The 17795-nt window shown below is 63.8% G+C and carries 19 protein-coding genes; 3 read left to right on the forward strand and 16 right to left on the reverse strand.

What is annotated here, in order from left to right:
* Nucleotides 1-7 precede the first annotated feature (7 nt).
* Nucleotides 8-1489 carry an AMP nucleosidase gene (locus tag F7R11_RS18755; protein ID WP_021193005.1) on the forward strand — a complete coding sequence of 494 codons (1482 nt, stop codon included), beginning with the start codon at nt 8-10 and terminating at the stop codon, nt 1487-1489.
* Between the two features lie 9 nt (nt 1490-1498).
* Here the strand turns inward: F7R11_RS18755 and F7R11_RS18760 are convergent, their stop codons facing one another.
* Nucleotides 1499-2410 carry a LysR family transcriptional regulator gene (locus F7R11_RS18760; RefSeq protein WP_031328772.1) on the reverse strand — a complete coding sequence of 304 codons (912 nt, stop codon included), beginning with the start codon at nt 2408-2410 and terminating at the stop codon, nt 1499-1501.
* A gap of 124 nt (nt 2411-2534) precedes the next feature.
* On the opposite strand from F7R11_RS18760, the gene F7R11_RS18765 reads away from it, so the two are divergent.
* A complete protein-coding gene (locus F7R11_RS18765) occupies nt 2535-4106 on the forward strand; it encodes a M20/M25/M40 family metallo-hydrolase (protein ID WP_231973338.1) in 1572 nt (523 codons plus the stop codon).
* 16 nt (nt 4107-4122) lie between these two features.
* On the opposite strand, the gene F7R11_RS18770 is transcribed toward F7R11_RS18765, so the two are convergent.
* The 10 genes from F7R11_RS18770 to F7R11_RS18815 form a co-directional block, all read right to left on the reverse strand.
* Nucleotides 4123-5655, reverse strand: coding sequence for a carotenoid oxygenase family protein (locus F7R11_RS18770; protein ID WP_064808826.1), 1533 nt, complete (start codon nt 5653-5655; stop codon nt 4123-4125).
* Between the two features lie 19 nt (nt 5656-5674).
* Nucleotides 5675-6124 carry a DUF2141 domain-containing protein gene (locus F7R11_RS18775; protein WP_064808824.1) on the reverse strand — a complete coding sequence of 150 codons (450 nt, stop codon included), beginning with the start codon at nt 6122-6124 and terminating at the stop codon, nt 5675-5677.
* A 219-nt stretch (nt 6125-6343) separates the two neighbouring features.
* Nucleotides 6344-7147 carry a phytanoyl-CoA dioxygenase family protein gene (locus tag F7R11_RS18780; RefSeq protein ID WP_064808821.1) on the reverse strand — a complete coding sequence of 268 codons (804 nt, stop codon included), beginning with the start codon at nt 7145-7147 and terminating at the stop codon, nt 6344-6346.
* 125 nt (nt 7148-7272) lie between these two features.
* Nucleotides 7273-8343 (reverse strand): glycosyltransferase family 90 protein, encoded by a 1071-nt coding sequence (locus F7R11_RS18785; protein ID WP_231973336.1) that lies wholly within the window; start codon nt 8341-8343, stop codon nt 7273-7275.
* 421 nt (nt 8344-8764) lie between these two features.
* Nucleotides 8765-9091 carry a copper-binding protein gene (locus F7R11_RS18790; protein ID WP_064808819.1) on the reverse strand — a complete coding sequence of 109 codons (327 nt, stop codon included), beginning with the start codon at nt 9089-9091 and terminating at the stop codon, nt 8765-8767.
* Nucleotides 9092-9125: 34 nt separating this feature from the next.
* The gene (locus F7R11_RS18795; RefSeq protein WP_064808818.1) at nt 9126-9623 is read right to left on the reverse strand and encodes a cupredoxin domain-containing protein; all 498 of its coding nucleotides are present in this window, start codon (nt 9621-9623) and stop codon (nt 9126-9128) included.
* 36 nt (nt 9624-9659) lie between these two features.
* Complete coding sequence (locus F7R11_RS18800; protein ID WP_064808816.1) at nt 9660-10967, reverse strand: multicopper oxidase family protein; 1308 nt, start codon at nt 10965-10967, stop codon at nt 9660-9662.
* A gap of 2 nt (nt 10968-10969) precedes the next feature.
* Nucleotides 10970-12376 carry a TolC family protein gene (locus F7R11_RS18805; RefSeq protein WP_064808814.1) on the reverse strand — a complete coding sequence of 469 codons (1407 nt, stop codon included), beginning with the start codon at nt 12374-12376 and terminating at the stop codon, nt 10970-10972.
* Between the two features lie 10 nt (nt 12377-12386).
* Nucleotides 12387-12740 carry a hypothetical protein gene (locus tag F7R11_RS18810; protein ID WP_231973334.1) on the reverse strand — a complete coding sequence of 118 codons (354 nt, stop codon included), beginning with the start codon at nt 12738-12740 and terminating at the stop codon, nt 12387-12389.
* Nucleotides 12741-12859: 119 nt separating this feature from the next.
* Nucleotides 12860-13330, reverse strand: coding sequence for a DUF2946 family protein (locus F7R11_RS18815; protein ID WP_249042861.1), 471 nt, complete (start codon nt 13328-13330; stop codon nt 12860-12862).
* Between the two features lie 124 nt (nt 13331-13454).
* Between F7R11_RS18815 and F7R11_RS18820 the strand changes: the two genes are divergently transcribed.
* Complete coding sequence (locus F7R11_RS18820; RefSeq protein WP_021193017.1) at nt 13455-13967, forward strand: acyl-CoA thioesterase; 513 nt, start codon at nt 13455-13457, stop codon at nt 13965-13967.
* A 149-nt stretch (nt 13968-14116) separates the two neighbouring features.
* On the opposite strand, the gene F7R11_RS18825 is transcribed toward F7R11_RS18820, so the two are convergent.
* The 5 genes from F7R11_RS18825 to F7R11_RS18845 form a co-directional block, all read right to left on the reverse strand.
* On the reverse strand, nt 14117-14662 hold the full coding sequence (locus tag F7R11_RS18825; RefSeq protein ID WP_064808810.1) for a cysteine hydrolase family protein: 546 nt from the start codon (nt 14660-14662) through the stop codon (nt 14117-14119).
* Between the two features lie 6 nt (nt 14663-14668).
* Entirely contained in the window at nt 14669-15484 is an 816-nt protein-coding gene (locus F7R11_RS18830) for an alpha/beta fold hydrolase (RefSeq protein WP_064808808.1), read from the reverse strand.
* A 142-nt stretch (nt 15485-15626) separates the two neighbouring features.
* A complete protein-coding gene (locus tag F7R11_RS18835; RefSeq protein ID WP_064808806.1) occupies nt 15627-16022 on the reverse strand; it encodes a carboxymuconolactone decarboxylase family protein in 396 nt (131 codons plus the stop codon).
* Between the two features lie 37 nt (nt 16023-16059).
* Complete coding sequence (locus tag F7R11_RS18840) at nt 16060-16845, reverse strand: sulfite exporter TauE/SafE family protein (RefSeq protein WP_064808799.1); 786 nt, start codon at nt 16843-16845, stop codon at nt 16060-16062.
* A gap of 102 nt (nt 16846-16947) precedes the next feature.
* Nucleotides 16948-17724 (reverse strand): NAD(P)H-dependent oxidoreductase, encoded by a 777-nt coding sequence (locus tag F7R11_RS18845; protein ID WP_064808798.1) that lies wholly within the window; start codon nt 17722-17724, stop codon nt 16948-16950.
* Nucleotides 17725-17795: the final 71 nt, after the last annotated feature.

Below are 17795 nucleotides of genomic sequence, written 5' to 3' on the forward strand. Positions count from 1 at the left end.
TCGAAACATGACCGATACCCGCGCCACCGCCCATCTCTATCCCGCGCACGACCTGGCGATCTGCACCGACGCCAACACCGCTGTCGAGCGCATTACCGCCATTTACGAGCGCTCCGCGCAGACGATTCGCGATCGCTTCCTCGCCTTCGCCCGCGGTGAAGACTGTAGCGAAGACGGCTCCGCCTGCTACCCGTACCTCGGCATCACCGTCGACCCGAAAACGCTGGTGAGCGATGCGCGGCCGGCCTGGGGCACGGTGGCGTATCCGGGGGTGTACGGCACCACGCTGACGCGGCCGGATCTCTTCCGCGAGTACTACCGCACGCAGATCGAGCGCCTGCTGCACTATCACAACAGCCCGGTGGTAGTCGGCGTGAGCAACCGGCCGATTCCGCTGCCGTTCGTGGTGGAAGCCTCCACCGTGGACATCACGCCCGAACAGGCGCGCGCACTGGGTGGCGCGTTCACGTTGCCCGACCTCGCGCAGATCGACGACTCCATCGCCAACGGCACCTTCCGCCCCGAGGGGGACGAGCCGCAGCCGCTGTCGATGTTTACCGCCGAGCGCGTCGACCTGGCCCTGCAGCGCCTGTACCACTACACCGCCACGCACCCGAAGCACTTCCAGCGCTTCGTGCTGTTCACCAACTACCAGCGCTACGTCGATGAGTTTGCCGCGCTCGGCCGCAAGCTGATGGAAGACGGCAACGACGAGGGCTACATCCGCTTTGTCGAACCCGGCGACACGGTGCACGAACTTGGCACCCCGGCGCCCGACGATGCGCACCGCATCAAGGGCCTGCCGCAGATGCCCGCCTACCACCTTGTGCGCGAAGACCGCCTGGGCGTGACGCTGGTCAACATTGGCGTGGGCCCGTCCAACGCCAAGACCATCACCGACCACCTGGCCGTGCTGCGCCCGCATTGCTGGATGATGATCGGCCACTGCGGCGGCCTGCGCCGCTCGCAGCAACTGGGCGATTACGTGCTGGCCCACGCCTATGTGCGCGACGACCACGTGCTCGACCAGGACCTGCCGCCGTGGGTGCCAGTGCCGCCCATCGCTGAGATTCAGGTGGCGCTGCAGGAATCCGTCGCGCGCATCACCGGGCTGTCCGGCGCCGACATGAAATCGCGCATGCGCACCGGCACGGTGGTCTCCACGGATGACCGCAACTGGGAGCTGAAGTACCAGGCGTTGTACAGCCGCTTCAACCAGTCGCGCGCGATTGCCATCGACATGGAAAGCGCCACGATTGCCGCCAACGGCTTCCGCCTGCGCGTGCCGTACGGCACCCTGCTGTGCGTGTCGGACAAGCCGCTGCACGGCGAGCTGAAGCTGCGCGGCATGGCCAACCTGTTCTACCGTCAGCGCGTGAGCCAGCATTTGGCCATCGGCATGGAAACCGTGCGGCTGCTGCGCGAGAACGGCGTTGAGGCGCTGCACTCGCGCAAGCTGCGCAGCTTTGACGAACCGGCGTTCCGATAAGCCCTGGCACTAGTCCTGCGCCGGCAACGCCTGGCGCAGGAAGTCCAGAAAGGCCCGCACCACCTCGGGCAAAGTGCGGCCAGCCAGTGTCTGGAGTTCAACCGCCCGCCCCCGCATGCCGCGCTCGCGAATCTCTGCGGCATGCAACTCGCCACGCTGGACACGGTCGCGCACCGTGATCTCCCCCGCGATGGCCAATCCACCCCCGTGCTGCACGAAACTCAACAGCCCGTCGAAACGGTTACTGATCAACACCGGCTCGAACACCAAGCCACGGTCGCTGCAGCTCATGTCAAAGAGTTGGCGCACCGTGTTGTCTGGCCCCGAGAGCGCAATCGGAAACGGATGCATCTGCGCCAGTGTCACGCTGGAGAACTTCGCCAGCGCGTGGTCAGGCCGCATGATGGCGAACACCGTGGCACGCTGCTGATACTCCACACGAATGCCCTGAACGGCTGCGCGGCTATAGGTCAAGCCGATGTCCGCATCGCCACGCAGCACCGCCTCCGTTACGCGCATGGGCTCCTCGGCCCGAAGGTCAAACTGGATGCCCGGATGCTGCTCACGAAACGCCGCGATGACGCGCGGCACAAACTCGATCGCAAAACCATCGGAGCAGGCAAGGCGCACCCGCCCGCGTTGCAGCCCTTGCAAGCCCTGAATATCGGAGACCACGCGCTCGGCCTCCAGCGCCTCGCGCAGCGCGTGCGCGGCGAGCAGTTCGCCCGCTGCGCTGGGCCGCATGCCGCGCGGCTGACGCTCGAACAACGGCACACCCAGCAGTTCTTCGAGCATCGCCACTTGCCGGCTGATGGCTGACGCACTGACATGCAGACGCGCCGCCGCATCCGTCAGCGAACCACTGCGAACGACTTCAAGGAAATAGCGCAAGGATGTTTCCTGCAGGCGATGGGGCGTCATGGGCGATGTCGGCAGGAATGCCGAGCTTTGCGTAAAACGCAAAGGTATCCCGAAAAAATTTCGATTGTCAAAAAGGTCGCGCCTACCCAGACTGCCACCGAACATTGACCAGCCGAGGTACCACATGCCCCGCCACTGCACAGTCCGCCATACGCCCACGTCCCAGAATCAGCACCGGCTGCTGGCCTTGCTCCCCGCCCTTGTGCTCGGCGCCGCCGGGCTGGCTGGCGCCGCCGAACTCTCGACGGCAGACGCCGAGCACCGCGCGCAGGCAACCTACCGCGAATACTTCGACCTGCTGTCTCTACCCAACGATGCCATTGCTCCGGAGGACATCCGCAAGAACGCCGATTGGCTGGAGCGGGCCTTCCGCAATCGGGGTTTCACGACAAAGCAGTTGGCAAATGCCGGCAAACCGATGCTCTATGCGGAACTGCCGGACAGCGATCCCAAGCGCAAGACCGTGTTGTTCTACATGCACCTCGACGGCCAGCCGGTGATCCCCGCACAGTGGGCGCAAAAGAGTCCATGGACGCCGGTGCTCAAGCGCAAGACCGCACAGGGCGGCTGGGAAGAGATCGACTCGGCCCAGCTCTTTAGCGGCCCGCTCGACCCCGAGTGGCGGGTGTTCGGCCGCTCGTCTGCCGACGACAAGGGCCCGATCATGATGATGCTGGCCGCCATCGACGCGCTGAAGGCCAGTGGTGACCGGCCGGCGGTCAACGTCAAGGTGATCCTCGACAGCGAGGAAGAAAAAGGTTCGCCCTCGATCAGTCAGGTCATGCAGGCAAACCGCGATCTCCTGCGCACCGATGCCATCGTGATCCACGACGGCCCCATGCACGCGAGCAACCTGCCGACACTGGTGTTCGGCAACCGTGGCGCGGCCGAAGCCAGACTCACCGTCTATGGCGGCAAGGTGCCGCTGCACAGTGGGCACTACGGCAACTACGCCCGCAACCCGGCGCAGCAACTGGCCAGCCTGCTGGCGTCGATGAAGAACGACCAGGGCCGGGTGACCGTGCCGGGCTACTACGACCACGTCAAGATCAGCGAAGCCGATCGCAAGATCATGGCGGCCGTACCCGACGACGAGGCCGCGCTCAACCGGCGCCTGGGCATTGCCCACGCAGACAAGGTCGGGGCCAACTACCAGGAGGCCATGCAGTACCCGTCATTGAACGTGCGCGGCATGGCCTCCGCCGCCGTGGGCGACAAGGTGGCGAACATCGTGCCCGACAAGGCTGTCGCTGAGCTGGACCTGCGCACCACGCCGGACTCCAGCGCGGCCTACCTCGGCAAGCTGATCGAACAGCACATCGTGCGGCAGGGCTATCACCTCGTGAAGGACGCACCGACCGACGAAGAGCGCAGCCGCTACGACAAGCTCGCCAGCTTCTCGTATCAGAGCGAGGGCGCAGACGCCGCCGGCTCACCGATCGACTCCGTGGTGGGCAAGTGGGCCTACCAGTCGCTGACCGACAGCTTTGGCACCAACCCTGCGCCCGTGCGCATCCGCATGATGGGTGGGACGGTGCCCACCGCAGAAATCGTGCATGTGCTGCAAGTGCCCTTTGTGATCATTCCGCTGGTCAATGCCGACAACAACCAGCACGCTGCCAACGAGAACCTGCGCATGGGCAACTACGTGAGCGGCGTACGCACGATCTACAGCCTGCTGACCCACCCGCTTTGATGACCACGCACACCGGCTAAGCCGCGCAAAACAGCCCGTGCAGGCCGAGCGGCGCCACGCCGTTCAGGCTTGCCACGGCTACCGGCCCTGCAGACAAGTTGCGCGCATCGAACGCCGTCAGCTTGGTGCGACCGGCATCCACATCAAACACGGTACCGATCAGCCAGCCCTCACCCTCACGCGCACTGGTCGAGGCCGGCACAAACAGGTGCTCTTCCACCATCACGCGGTGCCCGAAGCGGTACTGCTGTGCCTGCCCTGAATCCGAATCGAAACGCATGATCGTGTCGAACCCATGCAGCGCCTGCGCATTGCCGGACGGCGCCGTGTGGGCCACGGTAAACAATGCACGATGGCGCAAGGCCGTACGGCGCGTATCGACTTTCGGGAACTCCGCCACGTGCTCCGTCACGACCTGGTCAGCACGGCCTGTGCGCAAGTTCAGATGCAGTTGCGTCAGACGCGCGCCGGGTGCTGGGCGAATCTGCCCGCGCATCAGTTCACGCAACGTGGTGGTGACGATGGTGGCGTCGTCCGAGCGTACGTAGTCCAGGTGGATTTCCTGCCCATCTGGTGACGACCACGCATTGCCGAGGTGGAACACAAAGCCAGCAGGCAGCTGCAGCCAGCGCATGCGTGTGACGTCGTTCTTGTCGAGCACGAGCGCGCGCATGCCAAGCTCAGGTCGCCACACGTGCGCGTCGAGAAACGACATCCCCTCACGCGAACGCTCCACGTCATAGATGAACGACGGCAGCAGGAACACCAGATGGTGCTGCGTCACGGCAAAGTCATGCACCATCGCCACATCGGGCACCTTGACCGATTGCACACGCTTGAGCGCACCATCCGCGCCCACGCAGTACACCGTCAGCAGACCCGCCGCGCTGCTCACGCCAAAGTTCCACAGCGTGCCATCGGGCTCCACCTTGGGATGGGCCGAGAACGGCATGCCCTTGTAGTCGTCGCGCCAGGTCTGCACACCCAGCGTGCGCAGCGAATCCGGATCGACGCGCGTGGCCGAACCGCCTTCCCACAGCGCGAGCATCTCATTGCCGTGCATCACGAGGCTGGTATTGGCCACGTTGATGCTGTCGGGCGTACTGACGGGCTCCATGTCGGGGTTGGCGGTGCCGAAGGTCGCGCGCAGCGGCTTACCGGCGGCAGTGTCGGCGACAAACTTGTCGGTGCGCACGAACACGCCGCGATGCGTGACACCCTGCTCGCTGATGTCGTAGCGCTGGATCATGCCGTCGCCGTCGAACAGGTGGTGGTAGCGCACCCCACCAATCTCGTGCCGCGCGGGGCCGTTGCGGTAGAACGCACCTCGCAGGGCGAGCGGGAACGTGCCCTCCACCTTGAGCGCGCTGGTTGGCATGTCCGTGCTGGCGCCCTGGTAACCCGCCAGCCACGGGTACTGCGCGCGGGCGGCGGCAAACCCTGCGGCCCACGGGTCCATGCTGGCCGCCATCACGTCTTGCAGCGTCAGCCCAAACGGTGCGGCACCCAAGGCCGCCAGAGCAGCCCCAACAAACGATCGGCGTTGCATGGCAAGCCCCGGTTCAATGTCAGTGCAGGTGGATCGTCACACGCTGGTCGGCTTGTACGTCGATCGCAGCATCGTCAAAGGACGGCGCGCCGAAGCGGCCTTTTGCGTCGCGGCTGAAGCCGTAGGGCTCGACGGGAATGCCGGCCGGATTGGTGCCGAGCTTGCCGTCGTTGTTGACGTCATGAAAAACCGACAGCGCGTAGCGCCCCGCCGGCAGATCCGGATAGACGAAGGTGACGCTGTTGCCGGACACGCTGTCGAGCACGGCAATGTCTGCGCGGACGGCGGTATCGGGCTTGAGCCAGCCAGCGGCATCGCGAAACATCGCAGCGCGCACCGCGCCCTGGCGACCCTGCGCGCCTTCAACGACAACGGTGAGCGTGGCGGCGGATGCGCCAGCTGCGGCCAGCATCAACAACAAGGCGGCGCCCGCGCGGGACATCATCGGCACCGAGAAATCTGCGGTCATGGAAGTCTCCTGAATTGGCATGGCCGGATTGGGCTCCGGCGGTCAGGAGGCAGTCTAGGAACATGCCAGGGGGGCGTCGCCCGCGGTGCGACGAAGTGCAGGCTGCTGGGTGCAAACGGTCACTCGCGTGCGATGAATGGGGCATCCCAGGATTTGCGCACCCGCAGCAAGCGCAGGAACGTACATGAAAAAACGCCCGCTGCACGGCGGGCGTTCTGATCAACCAACCAGTGGATCCTGCCGCGCAGACGACCGCGTGCCCGGTAGTGGGTAGTTGTCAGGGCCGTAGTACGTGAAGACCGCGGAGAACTTGACCGTGCCGGTCTGGTTGGCACGTGCTGCGTGGAAGGTGTTGCAATGGAAGAGCAGTACGTCGCCGGGCAGCAGCGGCACGGGGCGCGCGGTGTCGATCAGATCCCGGTTCTCGGGCAGCTCCTGGCGCAGGAACAGCTTGGCGTCGAAACGCTCGGCGGGCAATTCAAGCGTGTGGCTACCGGGAATGACCCACAAGCAGCCGTTGTCGACGGTCTCTTCCACCAGCGCCAGCCACGACGACACCAGCGCATTGCGCGCAAACGACCAATAGCGGCTGTCGCGATGCCAGTGCGTGGCCGTGCCGAAGGCCGGGTGCTTGGTCATCACGCAGTTGTGGTGCGCAAGCGAGAGATGCACGGGGCCGCCAATCAGTTGGGCGATCGGCCCGGCTACGCGCGGATCGCGTGCCCATTCTGTGTAAGGCGTGCCGCGCGAATCGGCGTCGAGCAGGCGGCGCACGGTGTGGCCGCCCTCTGACTCGCGCGAGGTGGGCGCACCGGCATAGCCGACGTCAGTTTCCAGTTCTACGGGCGGGATGGCGCGCGCCAGCGCATCCTGGGCGGCCGCCAGCAATGTGGCGCACTCATGCTGACTGGCCAGACCACGCAGGACGAGGTAGCCGTGCTCGTTGAAAAATGCCTGTTGCTCGGGGGAAAGCGATTGCGCGGAAGTGGGCGCAGCGGTGCGCGTGTCGACAGACGCGGTCATGGCAGGGAATGGTACGGAGACGGCGAAAGAGAAAGAGTGTAGCGCGCCGCCGCACTGCCTGCCGATCAACCCTTACGCCAACCCTGCCCTGGATCAAACGTTATACGCGTCGACCCGGCCGCGCCTTACCAGAAGGCCTGTTGACCCGACAGACGGAAATACTTCGCGATGACCATCAAACCGAGCAGGCGCTCCTGGTCGCGGTTCAGGAACTGCGCCACCCACTGGTTGGCGTTGCGAATGATCCTCAGCGCATCTCCCGGGAATTTTTGGTAATGCTCCATTTTCTCCTGGAGATCGGAGAAATCATCCTTCAGCAGGACATAGTGCACATCGGGAATCAGCCTCCCCTCCATAAACCACGTCTCATACCGGGGCCGCCGCATGAAGCACAACGAATTGGATGACATGATCCATTTCAGATTGGTGGCAACATCATTCCCTTCAACGCTGACGATGTACTTGTATTGCAACTGTTCAGCAATCGTCATCGGCGCCTTGTAGAACGCCTTGCCCTGCACGGATTTTCGAATATCACCGATATCAACGTTCGGCAAGTCATGGCACCGTTCAACAAACGCCTGGCGATGCTCCTGATGACACGGCCCTCTGAAAACCGCCATTGATTTTTTATCAGCAAAATCAATGTTGTCACGCGCAAAGGAAAAATGCCGGATTGCATCCAGCTTCAAAAGAATCCCGTTGTGGGAAGAATTTTTGATTGGACGGCTTTTTACGAAAGCGGGAGCGGTCGGCTCGGTGATTACATCTCCGCAGTCATAGTCGAAGTTGTAGCCCGGACCAAAATAGTCCATCAGATCGACCAGATCATAAAAATACGTGCTACCGATATTCCGATCTTTTCTCTGAATGGTGCTCGTTGAGGACTCCAACAGGAAGTTGGAATATTCAACTGCATTTCCGCTTGGACCGAATGTTTCCGAAATGGAGTTGTAGTAATTCAGGCGATCCAGCACATCCTGACGGCTGCAGTGATGACCTTTTCTCTTCAGAAACGCCTCAGCTCTTCCGTGCTTGGTCGCGCGAGCCAGAAAATGACTCGATGCATTCGAGAAGTAGTACCAGAACTTTTTTGCGGAGACCCGGCTCAGGCGATATTTGAAATGCGGCATGAAGCAAACAAGCAATTGCGGAGATGGTTCCCAAAGATGAAGCGCGCCGACGCGCTTCTTCAACAGGTGTGATGGCAGGACGTTGTTTTCGAGTGGAAGTCGCCAACTCACGCATGACTACACGTGGCACATGAGCCACTTTTTATATTCCACTGACGCGCCGCGCCACTGATCGCGCTCCCCATCAGGCAGCGTTTCAGCGCCAGTCGCCATTCGCGTCTGCGGCGGGCCTTACTCTACCGTAAGTCGCTTGCAGCGCCTTCTGTTTCTTGGGGCAATGTCGCCCGCGCCAGCACCGGGCCCAATCCACGGTCCAGTGACTGTTGCCATGACGTCACACTTCGACACCCGTGCGCAGGGCCGGCTGCGCATCCAGTTTCAGCAGGTGGTCGGTCAATCACCTCGGGGATGCGGTTTGCGCCGCACAACCGGGCAGGAGGCCTGGGCCATCTCTGCCGACCAGCCCAGCCTCCCCATCGCCCGATTACTGCACTTCCAGCGCTGTCACCATCAGCGCACCGCCCACCTTCTCGGCGGTAAAGCGGACCTTGCTGCCAACCTGCACCTTGCTAAGCATGGCCGGGTCCTGAACGCGAAAGACCATGGTCATCGACTCCATGTCGAGATTGACCAGCGGGCCGTGCTTGATGGTCAACTTGCCGGCGGCGGTATCAACTTTCTTGACCTCGCCTTCAGACAGCGGTGCGGCTGCCGCAACAGCAGCCGGTGCAGGCGCAGCGTCATCCGCGGCGTTGGCAAATGGGGCACCGGCCAGCAGCGCAACCAGCATCAGGGCATGACGAAACGACATGTTGGACTCCTTATAAGCAAGAGATAGAGCGCGATCAGGACTTGCTGGCACGTGCCTGCTGCACCTGTACGGCACCACGCATGCCGGCTTCGAAATGCCCTGGCTGTAGGCAACCAAACTCGACCGTACCGGCCTGCGTGAAGCGCCAGACGATCTCGCCAGTCTGGCCGGGGTCCACAGTGACAGCGTTGGCGTCGGCATGCTCCATCTCGGGGTGTTTGCGCATCTGCTCGGCGTGGGCGATCAGGTCGGCCGGCGAGCCAAGCGTCATCTCGTGCCGCACGCGACCGCTGTTGATGACCTGGAGGCGGATCGTCTCGCCGCGCTGCACGGTGATCTGCGCAGGGGTGAAGCGCATGGTGTCGGCCATGTCGACGCGCACGGTGCGCGTGACCCGCGCGGCGTCGCCCAGCTCGCCGATGGCGGCATCGCCGTGGTCATGGCCCCCGGCATGATTGCCGGATGCGTGCGCAAGGGCCGCCATTGAGAGGAGCGCGGCCAGGAAGGTGGAACGGATCAGATTGCGTTGCATGTGTGGTCTCGTATTCGGATGCGGTTCAGTTGTCGCTCATTCATCGATGCCGTTGCCGGTGTATTCGTAGGCGACGGTGCCTTTGGGGTGCTTGTACCAACCGGGGTCGGCGTAGCTGTTGCGCGGCAGGTCGCGACGCACCTTCATCACCGTGAACATGCCGCCCATCTCGATGGCGCCGAACGGGCCTTGGCCGGTCATCATCGGCAGCGTGTTGTCGGGCAGCGGCATTTCCATCTCGCCCATGTCGGCCATGCCGGCCTCGCCCATGCCCATGTAGTCGGGCACCAGGTTGCGCATCTTCTTGGCGAGGTCTTTCTGCTGCACGCCAATCATGGTCGGCACGTTGTGCCCCATGGCGTTCATCGTGTGATGCGACTTGTGGCAGTGGAAGGCCCAGTCGCCCGGGTTGTCGGCAATGAACTCGATGGCACGCATCTGGCCGACGGCGATGTCGGTTGTCACCTCCGGCCAGCGCGCGCTGGGCGGGACCCAGCCGCCATCGGTGCCGGCCACTTCAAACGTGTGGCCGTGCACGTGCATCGGGTGATTCGTCATCGTGAGGTTGCCCATGCGGATACGCACGCGGTCACCCAGGCGCACAGGCAGCGGGTCAATGCCGGGGAAGACGCGGCTGTTCCACGTCCACATGTTGAAGTCGGTCATCTCGGCCACGCGCGGCGTGTACGAGCCCGGGTCGATGTCGTACGCGGCAAGCAGGAAGACGAAGTCGCGGTCCACGCGATGCAGCGCCGGGTCTTTCGGGTGCACGACGATAAAGCCCATCATGCCCATCGCCATCTGCACCATCTCGTCGGAATGCGGGTGGTACATGAAGGTGCCGGACTTCTTCATCTCGAACTCGTAGACGAAGGTCTTGCCCGGCGGGATGTGCGGCTGCGACAGGCCACCCACGCCGTCCATGCCAGCGGGCAGAATCATGCCGTGCCAGTGCACGGTGGTGTGCTCGGGCAGCTTATTGGTGACGAAGATGCGCACGCGGTCGCCTTCCACGCATTCGATCGTGGGGCCAGGGCTCTGGCCGTTGTAGCCCCACAGGTGGCCTGTCATGCCGGGGGCGAATTCGCGCTCGACGGGTTCGGCCACGAGGTGGAATTCCTTCCAGCCGCCGCGCATGCGCCAGGGCAGCGTCCAGCCGTTGAGCGTAACAACGGGGTTGTAGGGCCGGCCGTTGGGCGGCGCAAGCGGCGGCTGCGTGGCGGGCTTCGATTGCAGCGGCGCTTCAGGCAGCGAGGCGGCGCCGGCGCGCGAGACCATCGCCGCGCCCAGCATGGCCGCGCCCGTGCCACTAAGACTGCCGAGAAATTGACGTCGGGAAACCATCTTCAGTGTCCTTGGGGTTGAGAGGAGGCGTCGGCCTCGACCGGCGGGAGCTTGCCGCCCAGCGCCATCTGCAGATCGGTCTGAGCGATCCAATAGCCGCGCAGCGCGTCGATGTAGCCATTGACGGCATTGACCTGCTCGCGTGCATCGGCCAGCAGCTCGAACACGCTCACGAGCATGCCGTTGTAGCGCAGCAGCATCTCGTCGGAGATGGTCTTGCGTACCGGCACCACCTCGTCGCGGTAGTGGCGTGTCAGGTCGTACGCGGTCTGGTAACGCACGTACGACTCACGCACCTCGGAGCGTGCCCGCACGGCCGTGTCGGCGAGTTGATCAGCAGCCTGCATGTAGATCGCCTGCGCACGCGCCACGCGGGCACCACCCCAGTCGAACAAGGGGATCTCGATGCCGATTTCGTAGCCCGTCTCGCGCGGCTCGCCAGTCTTGCTATTGCGCACGTAGCCGAGATCCAGCACGTTGATGAAGCGCGTGGCTTGCGTCAGCCCCAGTGACGAGGCCAGACCATCGACCTGCAGCTTGCCGGCCTGGATGTCGAGCCGGTTGCGTAGCGCATAGGCCTCGATCTGCTGGAGTTCCGGACGCTCCTTCGGCAGGTCGGGCAGACGCTCGGGCAACTTGAAGCCTGTGTCCACGCCCCACACGCCGAGCTGGCGGATGAGCGCTTCGCGCTCGGCTTGGGCTTGTTGGCGCATGCGCGCGAGGTTGGCGGTGGCTTCGGCATAGAAGGCCTGTTCGCGCGCGCGGTCGAGCTTGCTGAAGTTGCCAGCCGCGGCCAGACGCTTTGCAAATTCGGCACCGGCTTCTGCCGCTTGCTGGACCTGCTCGGCGTAACGCGCAGACTGCTCCGCCGCCACGGCGTTGACGTACGCACGGCGCGTATCGGCCACGACCTGCAGCATCTGGTTGGCGACCAGCAGCTTGGTCTGCTCGAAGTAGCGCCCTTCGATACGCGCGGCCACCGGCAGCGTCAGCAGGCTCAGGAACGACAGCGAGAACGTGCGCTCGATCGACAAGTCATCGCCGCTGCGCGTGCGCTTGAAGCTGAAGCCCGGATTCGGCAAGCGGCTGGCCTGCACGAGCGCCGCTTCGGACAGGCCAAGCTCCGCGTACGACGCCTGCAGCCCACGGTTGTTCAGTAGCGCGATCTGCACGGCGCTGTCCATCGTCACCGGCTGAGCCAGCAGTTCGCGCGTGCGCTGGGCGGCGCTGTCGCGGGCTTCGGGTGAGCGCTGCCAGGTGGCGTCCTTGCCGAGCCGGTCGCGAGCGACATCCGCAACGGTCTTGAAGCCGCTGTCCTGTGTGACGGTGGCGCAGCCGCCCAGCAGCAGCACCGCAGCCAGCGCGCCCAGCGCACCTGGTACAAGGCGACGTGTGGAGTGATTCAACATGGCGGCCTCCTCAGTGGTGATGCATGCCGGGCATGGCGTCGCCGGCAGGCTTGACTGGGGAGACCACGGGCTCGCTCGCGGGCATTGCATGCCCTGCAGGCCCAGCGTGAGCGCCATGTGCGTCGTGCCCGGAAGCAGCGCCCGGCTTTGGGTTGACAGCCGCATTGGTCTCGCGCCACGGCGCGGGGCCAGCGTCGCGGTATGCGTGATAGCTATCGAACGTGCGGGGTGCGGACACGGCAGGTACCACCGCCTCCGCATTCAGTGGGTCAGGTGGAGCCGTAGCCGGCGCAGAAGCCGCACCCTGTGCCAATACCCATGGCGACGCGAGTGCCGTCCATGCCAGCAGCGGTGCTGTGGCCATGAACCATCGTGTGAGAAACATGAGAAACCTCGATCAAGCGTAATGACGCACGGCCGCGCACTCGTGCACGGTGCCGTGAAACCAAAGGCCAGATCCGTTCTATGGACGGACTGGTGGCGTCAAACGCGAATCGAGGGTGGGCGTTGCAGCGCTTCGGGAATGAAGCTGTGGAAGGCGGTGGAGAGCTCGCGCGGCGCATCGGCCGGCAACTTGAGCAGCGGCACGCCAAGGCTGGCGGCCAGGGGGATGACCGAACCGAGCGAACAGGCCGCGCAGATCGGGCAAGTCTTGCAGTGCGATTGTGTGGGCGATTGCGTGGGCGCTTTTGCGTCGCCATCGGCGGCCATCGCCTCTTCGTGTTCGTGGCAGGCATCTGCCATAGCGGCGCTGTCGTGCGCAGGCATTGCCATGGCAACGGTCGCCTCGTCCATCACGCCGGCGCGCGCCATCATGGTCGTCGCGGCCATCCCCTGCAGGGGGAGCGCCAGGACAACCAGCCAGAGCAGGAGGCGAGTCAGCAAGCGATGCATGGAAGAGAAATGTCGACCAGAAAGGCGGCCACGAAAGCGGGTAGTGTAGCGCGATGCCATCAATTTTTGCCCAGCGGCGGACAAGACAGCGCACAAAATGGCCCCGGCGCGGCACAATGGCACGCCACAGCGTACCCGTTTCTGCGCGCCGCATTTCCCCATTTTTTTCCAGTTTCAACGCCCCATGAATACGCAATCCCACCAGCTCAGCATGACCGTGCTGATGACGCCCGACATGGCCAATTTCTCCGGCAACGTGCACGGCGGCCACATCCTCAAGCTGCTCGATCAGGTGGCGTATGCATGCGCCAGCCGCTATGCCGGCCGCTACGTCGTCACGCTGTCGGTCGATCAGGTGGTGTTTCGCCAGCCGATCCACGTGGGCGAACTGGTGACATTCCTCGCGTCGGTCAACTACACGGGCCGTACGTCCATGGAGATCGGCATCAAGGTGGTGACGGAGAACATCCGCAACCAGGTCGTGCGCCATACCAATAGCTGTTACTTCACGATGGTGGCGGTGGACGATGACGGCAAACCCGCCGACGTGCCACCGCTCACGCCCGCCAATGCGGAAGAGAAGGAGCGCTTTGAAGCGGCCCAGCAGCGTCGTGCGCTGCGCCAGGAAATGGAAGCGCGCCACAAGGCCATCAAGGCCGCGTACGGTACGCCGGGCACATCGGACACAGTCAGCTAAGACAACATCGGCACCACGCGCGTCTGCCTACGCAGTCAGCAATGCACTGCAAACCGCATGGCGCCGGGCACTCCCATCGTTATCCACAGGCTTACCCACTGTTTCTGTGGATAAATCATGGCGACTGATCACGCTTGCGCAAACGCATATCAAGCGTGCGCAAGCCCTGCCGACACGATCGCCTCGGTAGACTGGGCCACGATCGGCACCCCGAAGCTCTCAATCGACGACAGCGTCGCGTTGTGGTGGCGCCGAATCAGTTCACCGCTGGCGTGCGGCTTGTCATGCGTCGTATGCGCATCGGCCGCTAACGTGATGGCATAACCCAGCGCGGCAGCCTGGCGAATGGTGGTGTCCACACAGAACTCGGTGGCGTATCCGCAGACGATCAGGTGCTCGACACCGAGGCTCGCAAGCAATGCCGCCAACCCTGTGCGCAGAAACGAATTCGGTGTCGTCTTGCGGATCACCGGATCGTTGGGGCGAGCCTGCAATGTTTCGACAAGGCTCCATGCCGGCGAGCCGTAGGGCAGCTCATCGTTTGCCGTCTCGTGCTGCACGAAGATCACCGGCACATGCTCTTCACGCGCACGGGCAATCAGTTGATTGATGGCGGCCAGAACACGTTCGGCCTGCGCAGGCGGCGGCGTGAACAAGCCGGTCTGCACGTCGATCACAATCAAGGCGGTCATCATACGGTTCTATGTCTGTTGTTGAGAGCGTGGCCCCAGAAAGGCCAGCACCGCTTCATTGAACAACTCGGGGCGCTGCAACGGCGCGAAATGGCTCACACCCGGCAGCATCACAAACCGCGCGCCAGGAATCGTCTGCGCCAGATACTGCGCGTGCTCGGGCTGGATGAACTCGTCGTGCGCGCTCTGCGCAATGGTCACGGGCACGCGAATCGCAGCCAGTTCATCGGCCGTGGCGTTCGGCTGTGTCTGCATCATCTCGGTGACGGCAGCAACGAACGCGTCGAAGTCGTCAGGTGTGGCGGACAGCGCAGCATAGTCCTGCCGGTGGCGGCTGAAGCAGCGGTCGATCGTCGGCGTCGGCTGGAAAGGCTTGGCACCGCTCGGGTCCATATTGCAGCCGAAGAAAAACACGCCAGCCACACGCTCGGGCGCTTGCATGGCGAGCGTGAGTGCAATGCAGGCACCATCGCTCCAGCCGACGAAAGCAGCTCGCTCCATGCCTAACGCATCCATGACGGCGCGCACGTCCGCGGCCATGCGCTCGTACGTGTAAGGCCGTGCATCGCGCGTGCTGCGACCGTGCCCGCGGCTGTCGATGAGAAGCGCACGATAGCCCGCAGCCACCAACGCCGGCACCTGATACCCCCAGTTGCCGCCGTGGCCGAGCCCGCCGTGCAGCAAGATCACCGGTGTGCCGGTGCCAAACGTTGCGTACCAGATGCTGGCGCCGTCATGCGCCACATGGCCTTGCTCGGCTGCCGCCGGCAAAGGCACTGCACCTTGCGCGGCAAAACGCGTGAGGTCGTCGTCGGTGAAGTCCACATCAGCCTCCCTGTCAGGTGCCGTATCCCTGCGCCGCAAACTGCTTGCTGCTTGAACCACGAGTAGAACATTGCCGCCAGCAGGATTTCGCGAGCATAGGGAGGCCATTCTCGTCACGCAAGTTGTGTTAAGCGCGTTAACACTAGCGGCCGTCTTCGATGCGCACGCCCAATTCGTTGAGAACCTCATGCGCGCAGCGGAATGCCTCGATGGCTGCCGGAGCACCCGCATAGATGGCGCTGTGCAGCAGCACTTCGCGAATCTCCACGGCCGTTGCGCCGTTATTGATGGCGCCGCGCACGTGGCCCTTGAGCTCAGTGCTGCGGCCCAGTGCAGCCAGCATGGCGCACGTGCACAGGCTGCGTGTCTTGAGGTCGATGCCGTCGCGCTGCCATGTGCTGCCCCAGGCGTGTTCATTGAGCCAATCCTGCAGTGGCGCGGAGAAAGCATCGAGCCCGCTCATCGCCCGCTCCACAAACGCATCGCCCATCACCTGTGCGCGGCGTGCGCGCCCGGCTTCCTTGTCCTGTTCTGCCACGACCCCTCCTCCGTTCCGAAAACCCGTTGCAGGCCGATCATGCTGGCTTGACCAGCAACATCATCAACGCGGTACCCAGCAGCACTGCGCAGAACGTCAGCCGCAAGCGCAACGGCGAAAACCTGTGCGCGAGCGTCACACCCCACGACACGCTGATCATGCCGCCTACCGCCAGCGGAATACCCGTGCCCCAGTTCACATGGCCCGCGTGTGCATACGTTGCCAGCGCGATCAGCGTGCCTGGCACCACCAGTGCCAGCGCCATCCCCTGTGCGCGCGTCTGCGGCATGCCGAAGAAAGTCACCAGTGCCGGCACAACCACCAGCCCGCCGCCCACGGTAAAGATGCCCGACATCGCCCCGCTGGCGATCCCCATCAGCGGCATGGCCGCGGCTGGCATGGTGCGTGGAGGAGCGTGCTCAGCATCCTTGGCCGCGTCCGGCTTGTTCTTGAGTTGCGAAGCAAAGTACACCGCCAGTGCGATCAGGAACACCGCAAACGCGGTGTGCAGATGGTGCGCATCCAGCCCCGCTGCGAAGCGCGCCGCCACATACGTTGCCGCCATCGAGAACACGCAGATCAACGCCACCGAGCGCAGATGCACCGGATGCCGCTGGTGATACCGCAGGAAGCCGATCAGCACATTGGGCGCAATCATCACCAGCGCGGTGCCCTGCGCCAGATGTTGGTCCATGCCGTACAGATAGCCGAGCACGGGAATAGCGATCAGCCCCCCGCCAATGCCCAGCAGCCCGCCCGCCACACCCAGGCCCATACCGAGCAGCAGGTTGAACAGGCCGATGAGAACAGCGTGGGACGTCATGCGCGCAAGGAAAGGAGGAGGAGAAAAGCAAACACGGCGGCGCGCCGTGATGAACACAGCGCGCCGCCGGAAGGTCGAGCGGGAAATTGTAGCGTCAGCGTCTCAAGCGATGTGCGCGGCAAAGCCGGATTTGTCGGGCGCGATCTCTGCGCGCAGCGTGAGGGCTGGGATCTCGTAGTCGCCCGCGTTCTGCTGGCGGAATGGGATCGGATCGATAGTGAACAGCGTATCGAGCCGGTCGCCAAGCGCCAGGGTGGTCTGCGCAAAGCGTGCGTCGTCCATGCGGCCGGCGCGGTGGGTGACGAATGGCGGCAACACATCAAAGCCGGGGTAATGCAGGATGCCGTGCTGGATCGGGAACAACACATCGTCGATCGGACCATTGATGCCACGTGGGCCGTAGTGCGACTCCCAGCCGCCCGTGGTGACGATCAGCATGGCGCGCTTGCCAGCGAGTGTGCCCTCGCCATAGCGATCGCCCCAATGCGTATCGGAGTGCTCGCCCACGCCGTAGGCGAATCCGTACGCATACACGCGCTCAACCCAACCCTTGAGGATGGCCGGCATGGAGAACCACCAGAGCGGGAACTGCAGGATCACGGCATCAGCCCACTGCAGCTTGGCTTGCTCTGCGGCAATATCAGCCGTCTGCAGGCCGTTCTCAAACGCGTGCTTGGAGTCCAACGACGGGTGAAAGTGCTGGCCGATCGGCGCAACGGTGCTGTCGCCTGCGTCGAGCGGGGCCTTCCACCGCATGGCGTACAGGTCCGACACCTGCACCTCGTGACCGGCGGCTTCCAGGCGCTGAACGGCGAAGTCCTTGAGGGCACCGTTGAGTGATTTGGGTTCGGGGTGGGCGTAGACGATCAGGACATTCATGGCAGCAACTCCAATCTGAGAAGGCTCAAGCATGGTGGCCACCAAGGTATATTGGAAATGAATAATCCATA

Origin of the sequence: Ralstonia insidiosa, assembly GCF_008801405.1 — a bacterium.
In the GTDB taxonomy this organism is placed as follows: domain Bacteria; phylum Pseudomonadota; class Gammaproteobacteria; order Burkholderiales; family Burkholderiaceae; genus Ralstonia; species Ralstonia insidiosa.

What these genes read in the sequence shown, in the direction of transcription:
- F7R11_RS18755 (WP_021193005.1), top strand. Translation starts at nt 8, where the DNA reads ATGACCGATACCCGCGCCACCGCCCATCTCTATCCCGCGCACGACCTG.
- F7R11_RS18760 (WP_031328772.1), bottom strand. Translation starts at nt 2,410, where the DNA reads ATGACGCCCCATCGCCTGCAGGAAACATCCTTGCGCTATTTCCTTGAA.
- F7R11_RS18765 (WP_231973338.1), top strand. Translation starts at nt 2,535, where the DNA reads ATGCCCCGCCACTGCACAGTCCGCCATACGCCCACGTCCCAGAATCAG.
- F7R11_RS18770 (WP_064808826.1), bottom strand. Translation starts at nt 5,655, where the DNA reads ATGCAACGCCGATCGTTTGTTGGGGCTGCTCTGGCGGCCTTGGGTGCC.
- F7R11_RS18775 (WP_064808824.1), bottom strand. Translation starts at nt 6,124, where the DNA reads ATGACCGCAGATTTCTCGGTGCCGATGATGTCCCGCGCGGGCGCCGCC.
- F7R11_RS18780 (WP_064808821.1), bottom strand. Translation starts at nt 7,147, where the DNA reads ATGACCGCGTCTGTCGACACGCGCACCGCTGCGCCCACTTCCGCGCAA.
- F7R11_RS18790 (WP_064808819.1), bottom strand. Translation starts at nt 9,091, where the DNA reads ATGTCGTTTCGTCATGCCCTGATGCTGGTTGCGCTGCTGGCCGGTGCC.
- F7R11_RS18795 (WP_064808818.1), bottom strand. Translation starts at nt 9,623, where the DNA reads ATGCAACGCAATCTGATCCGTTCCACCTTCCTGGCCGCGCTCCTCTCA.
- F7R11_RS18800 (WP_064808816.1), bottom strand. Translation starts at nt 10,967, where the DNA reads ATGGTTTCCCGACGTCAATTTCTCGGCAGTCTTAGTGGCACGGGCGCG.
- F7R11_RS18805 (WP_064808814.1), bottom strand. Translation starts at nt 12,376, where the DNA reads ATGTTGAATCACTCCACACGTCGCCTTGTACCAGGTGCGCTGGGCGCG.
- F7R11_RS18810 (WP_231973334.1), bottom strand. Translation starts at nt 12,740, where the DNA reads ATGGCCACAGCACCGCTGCTGGCATGGACGGCACTCGCGTCGCCATGG.
- F7R11_RS18815 (WP_249042861.1), bottom strand. Translation starts at nt 13,330, where the DNA reads ATGGCATCGCGCTACACTACCCGCTTTCGTGGCCGCCTTTCTGGTCGA.
- F7R11_RS18820 (WP_021193017.1), top strand. Translation starts at nt 13,455, where the DNA reads ATGAATACGCAATCCCACCAGCTCAGCATGACCGTGCTGATGACGCCC.
- F7R11_RS18825 (WP_064808810.1), bottom strand. Translation starts at nt 14,662, where the DNA reads ATGATGACCGCCTTGATTGTGATCGACGTGCAGACCGGCTTGTTCACG.
- F7R11_RS18840 (WP_064808799.1), bottom strand. Translation starts at nt 16,845, where the DNA reads ATGACGTCCCACGCTGTTCTCATCGGCCTGTTCAACCTGCTGCTCGGT.
- F7R11_RS18845 (WP_064808798.1), bottom strand. Translation starts at nt 17,724, where the DNA reads ATGAATGTCCTGATCGTCTACGCCCACCCCGAACCCAAATCACTCAAC.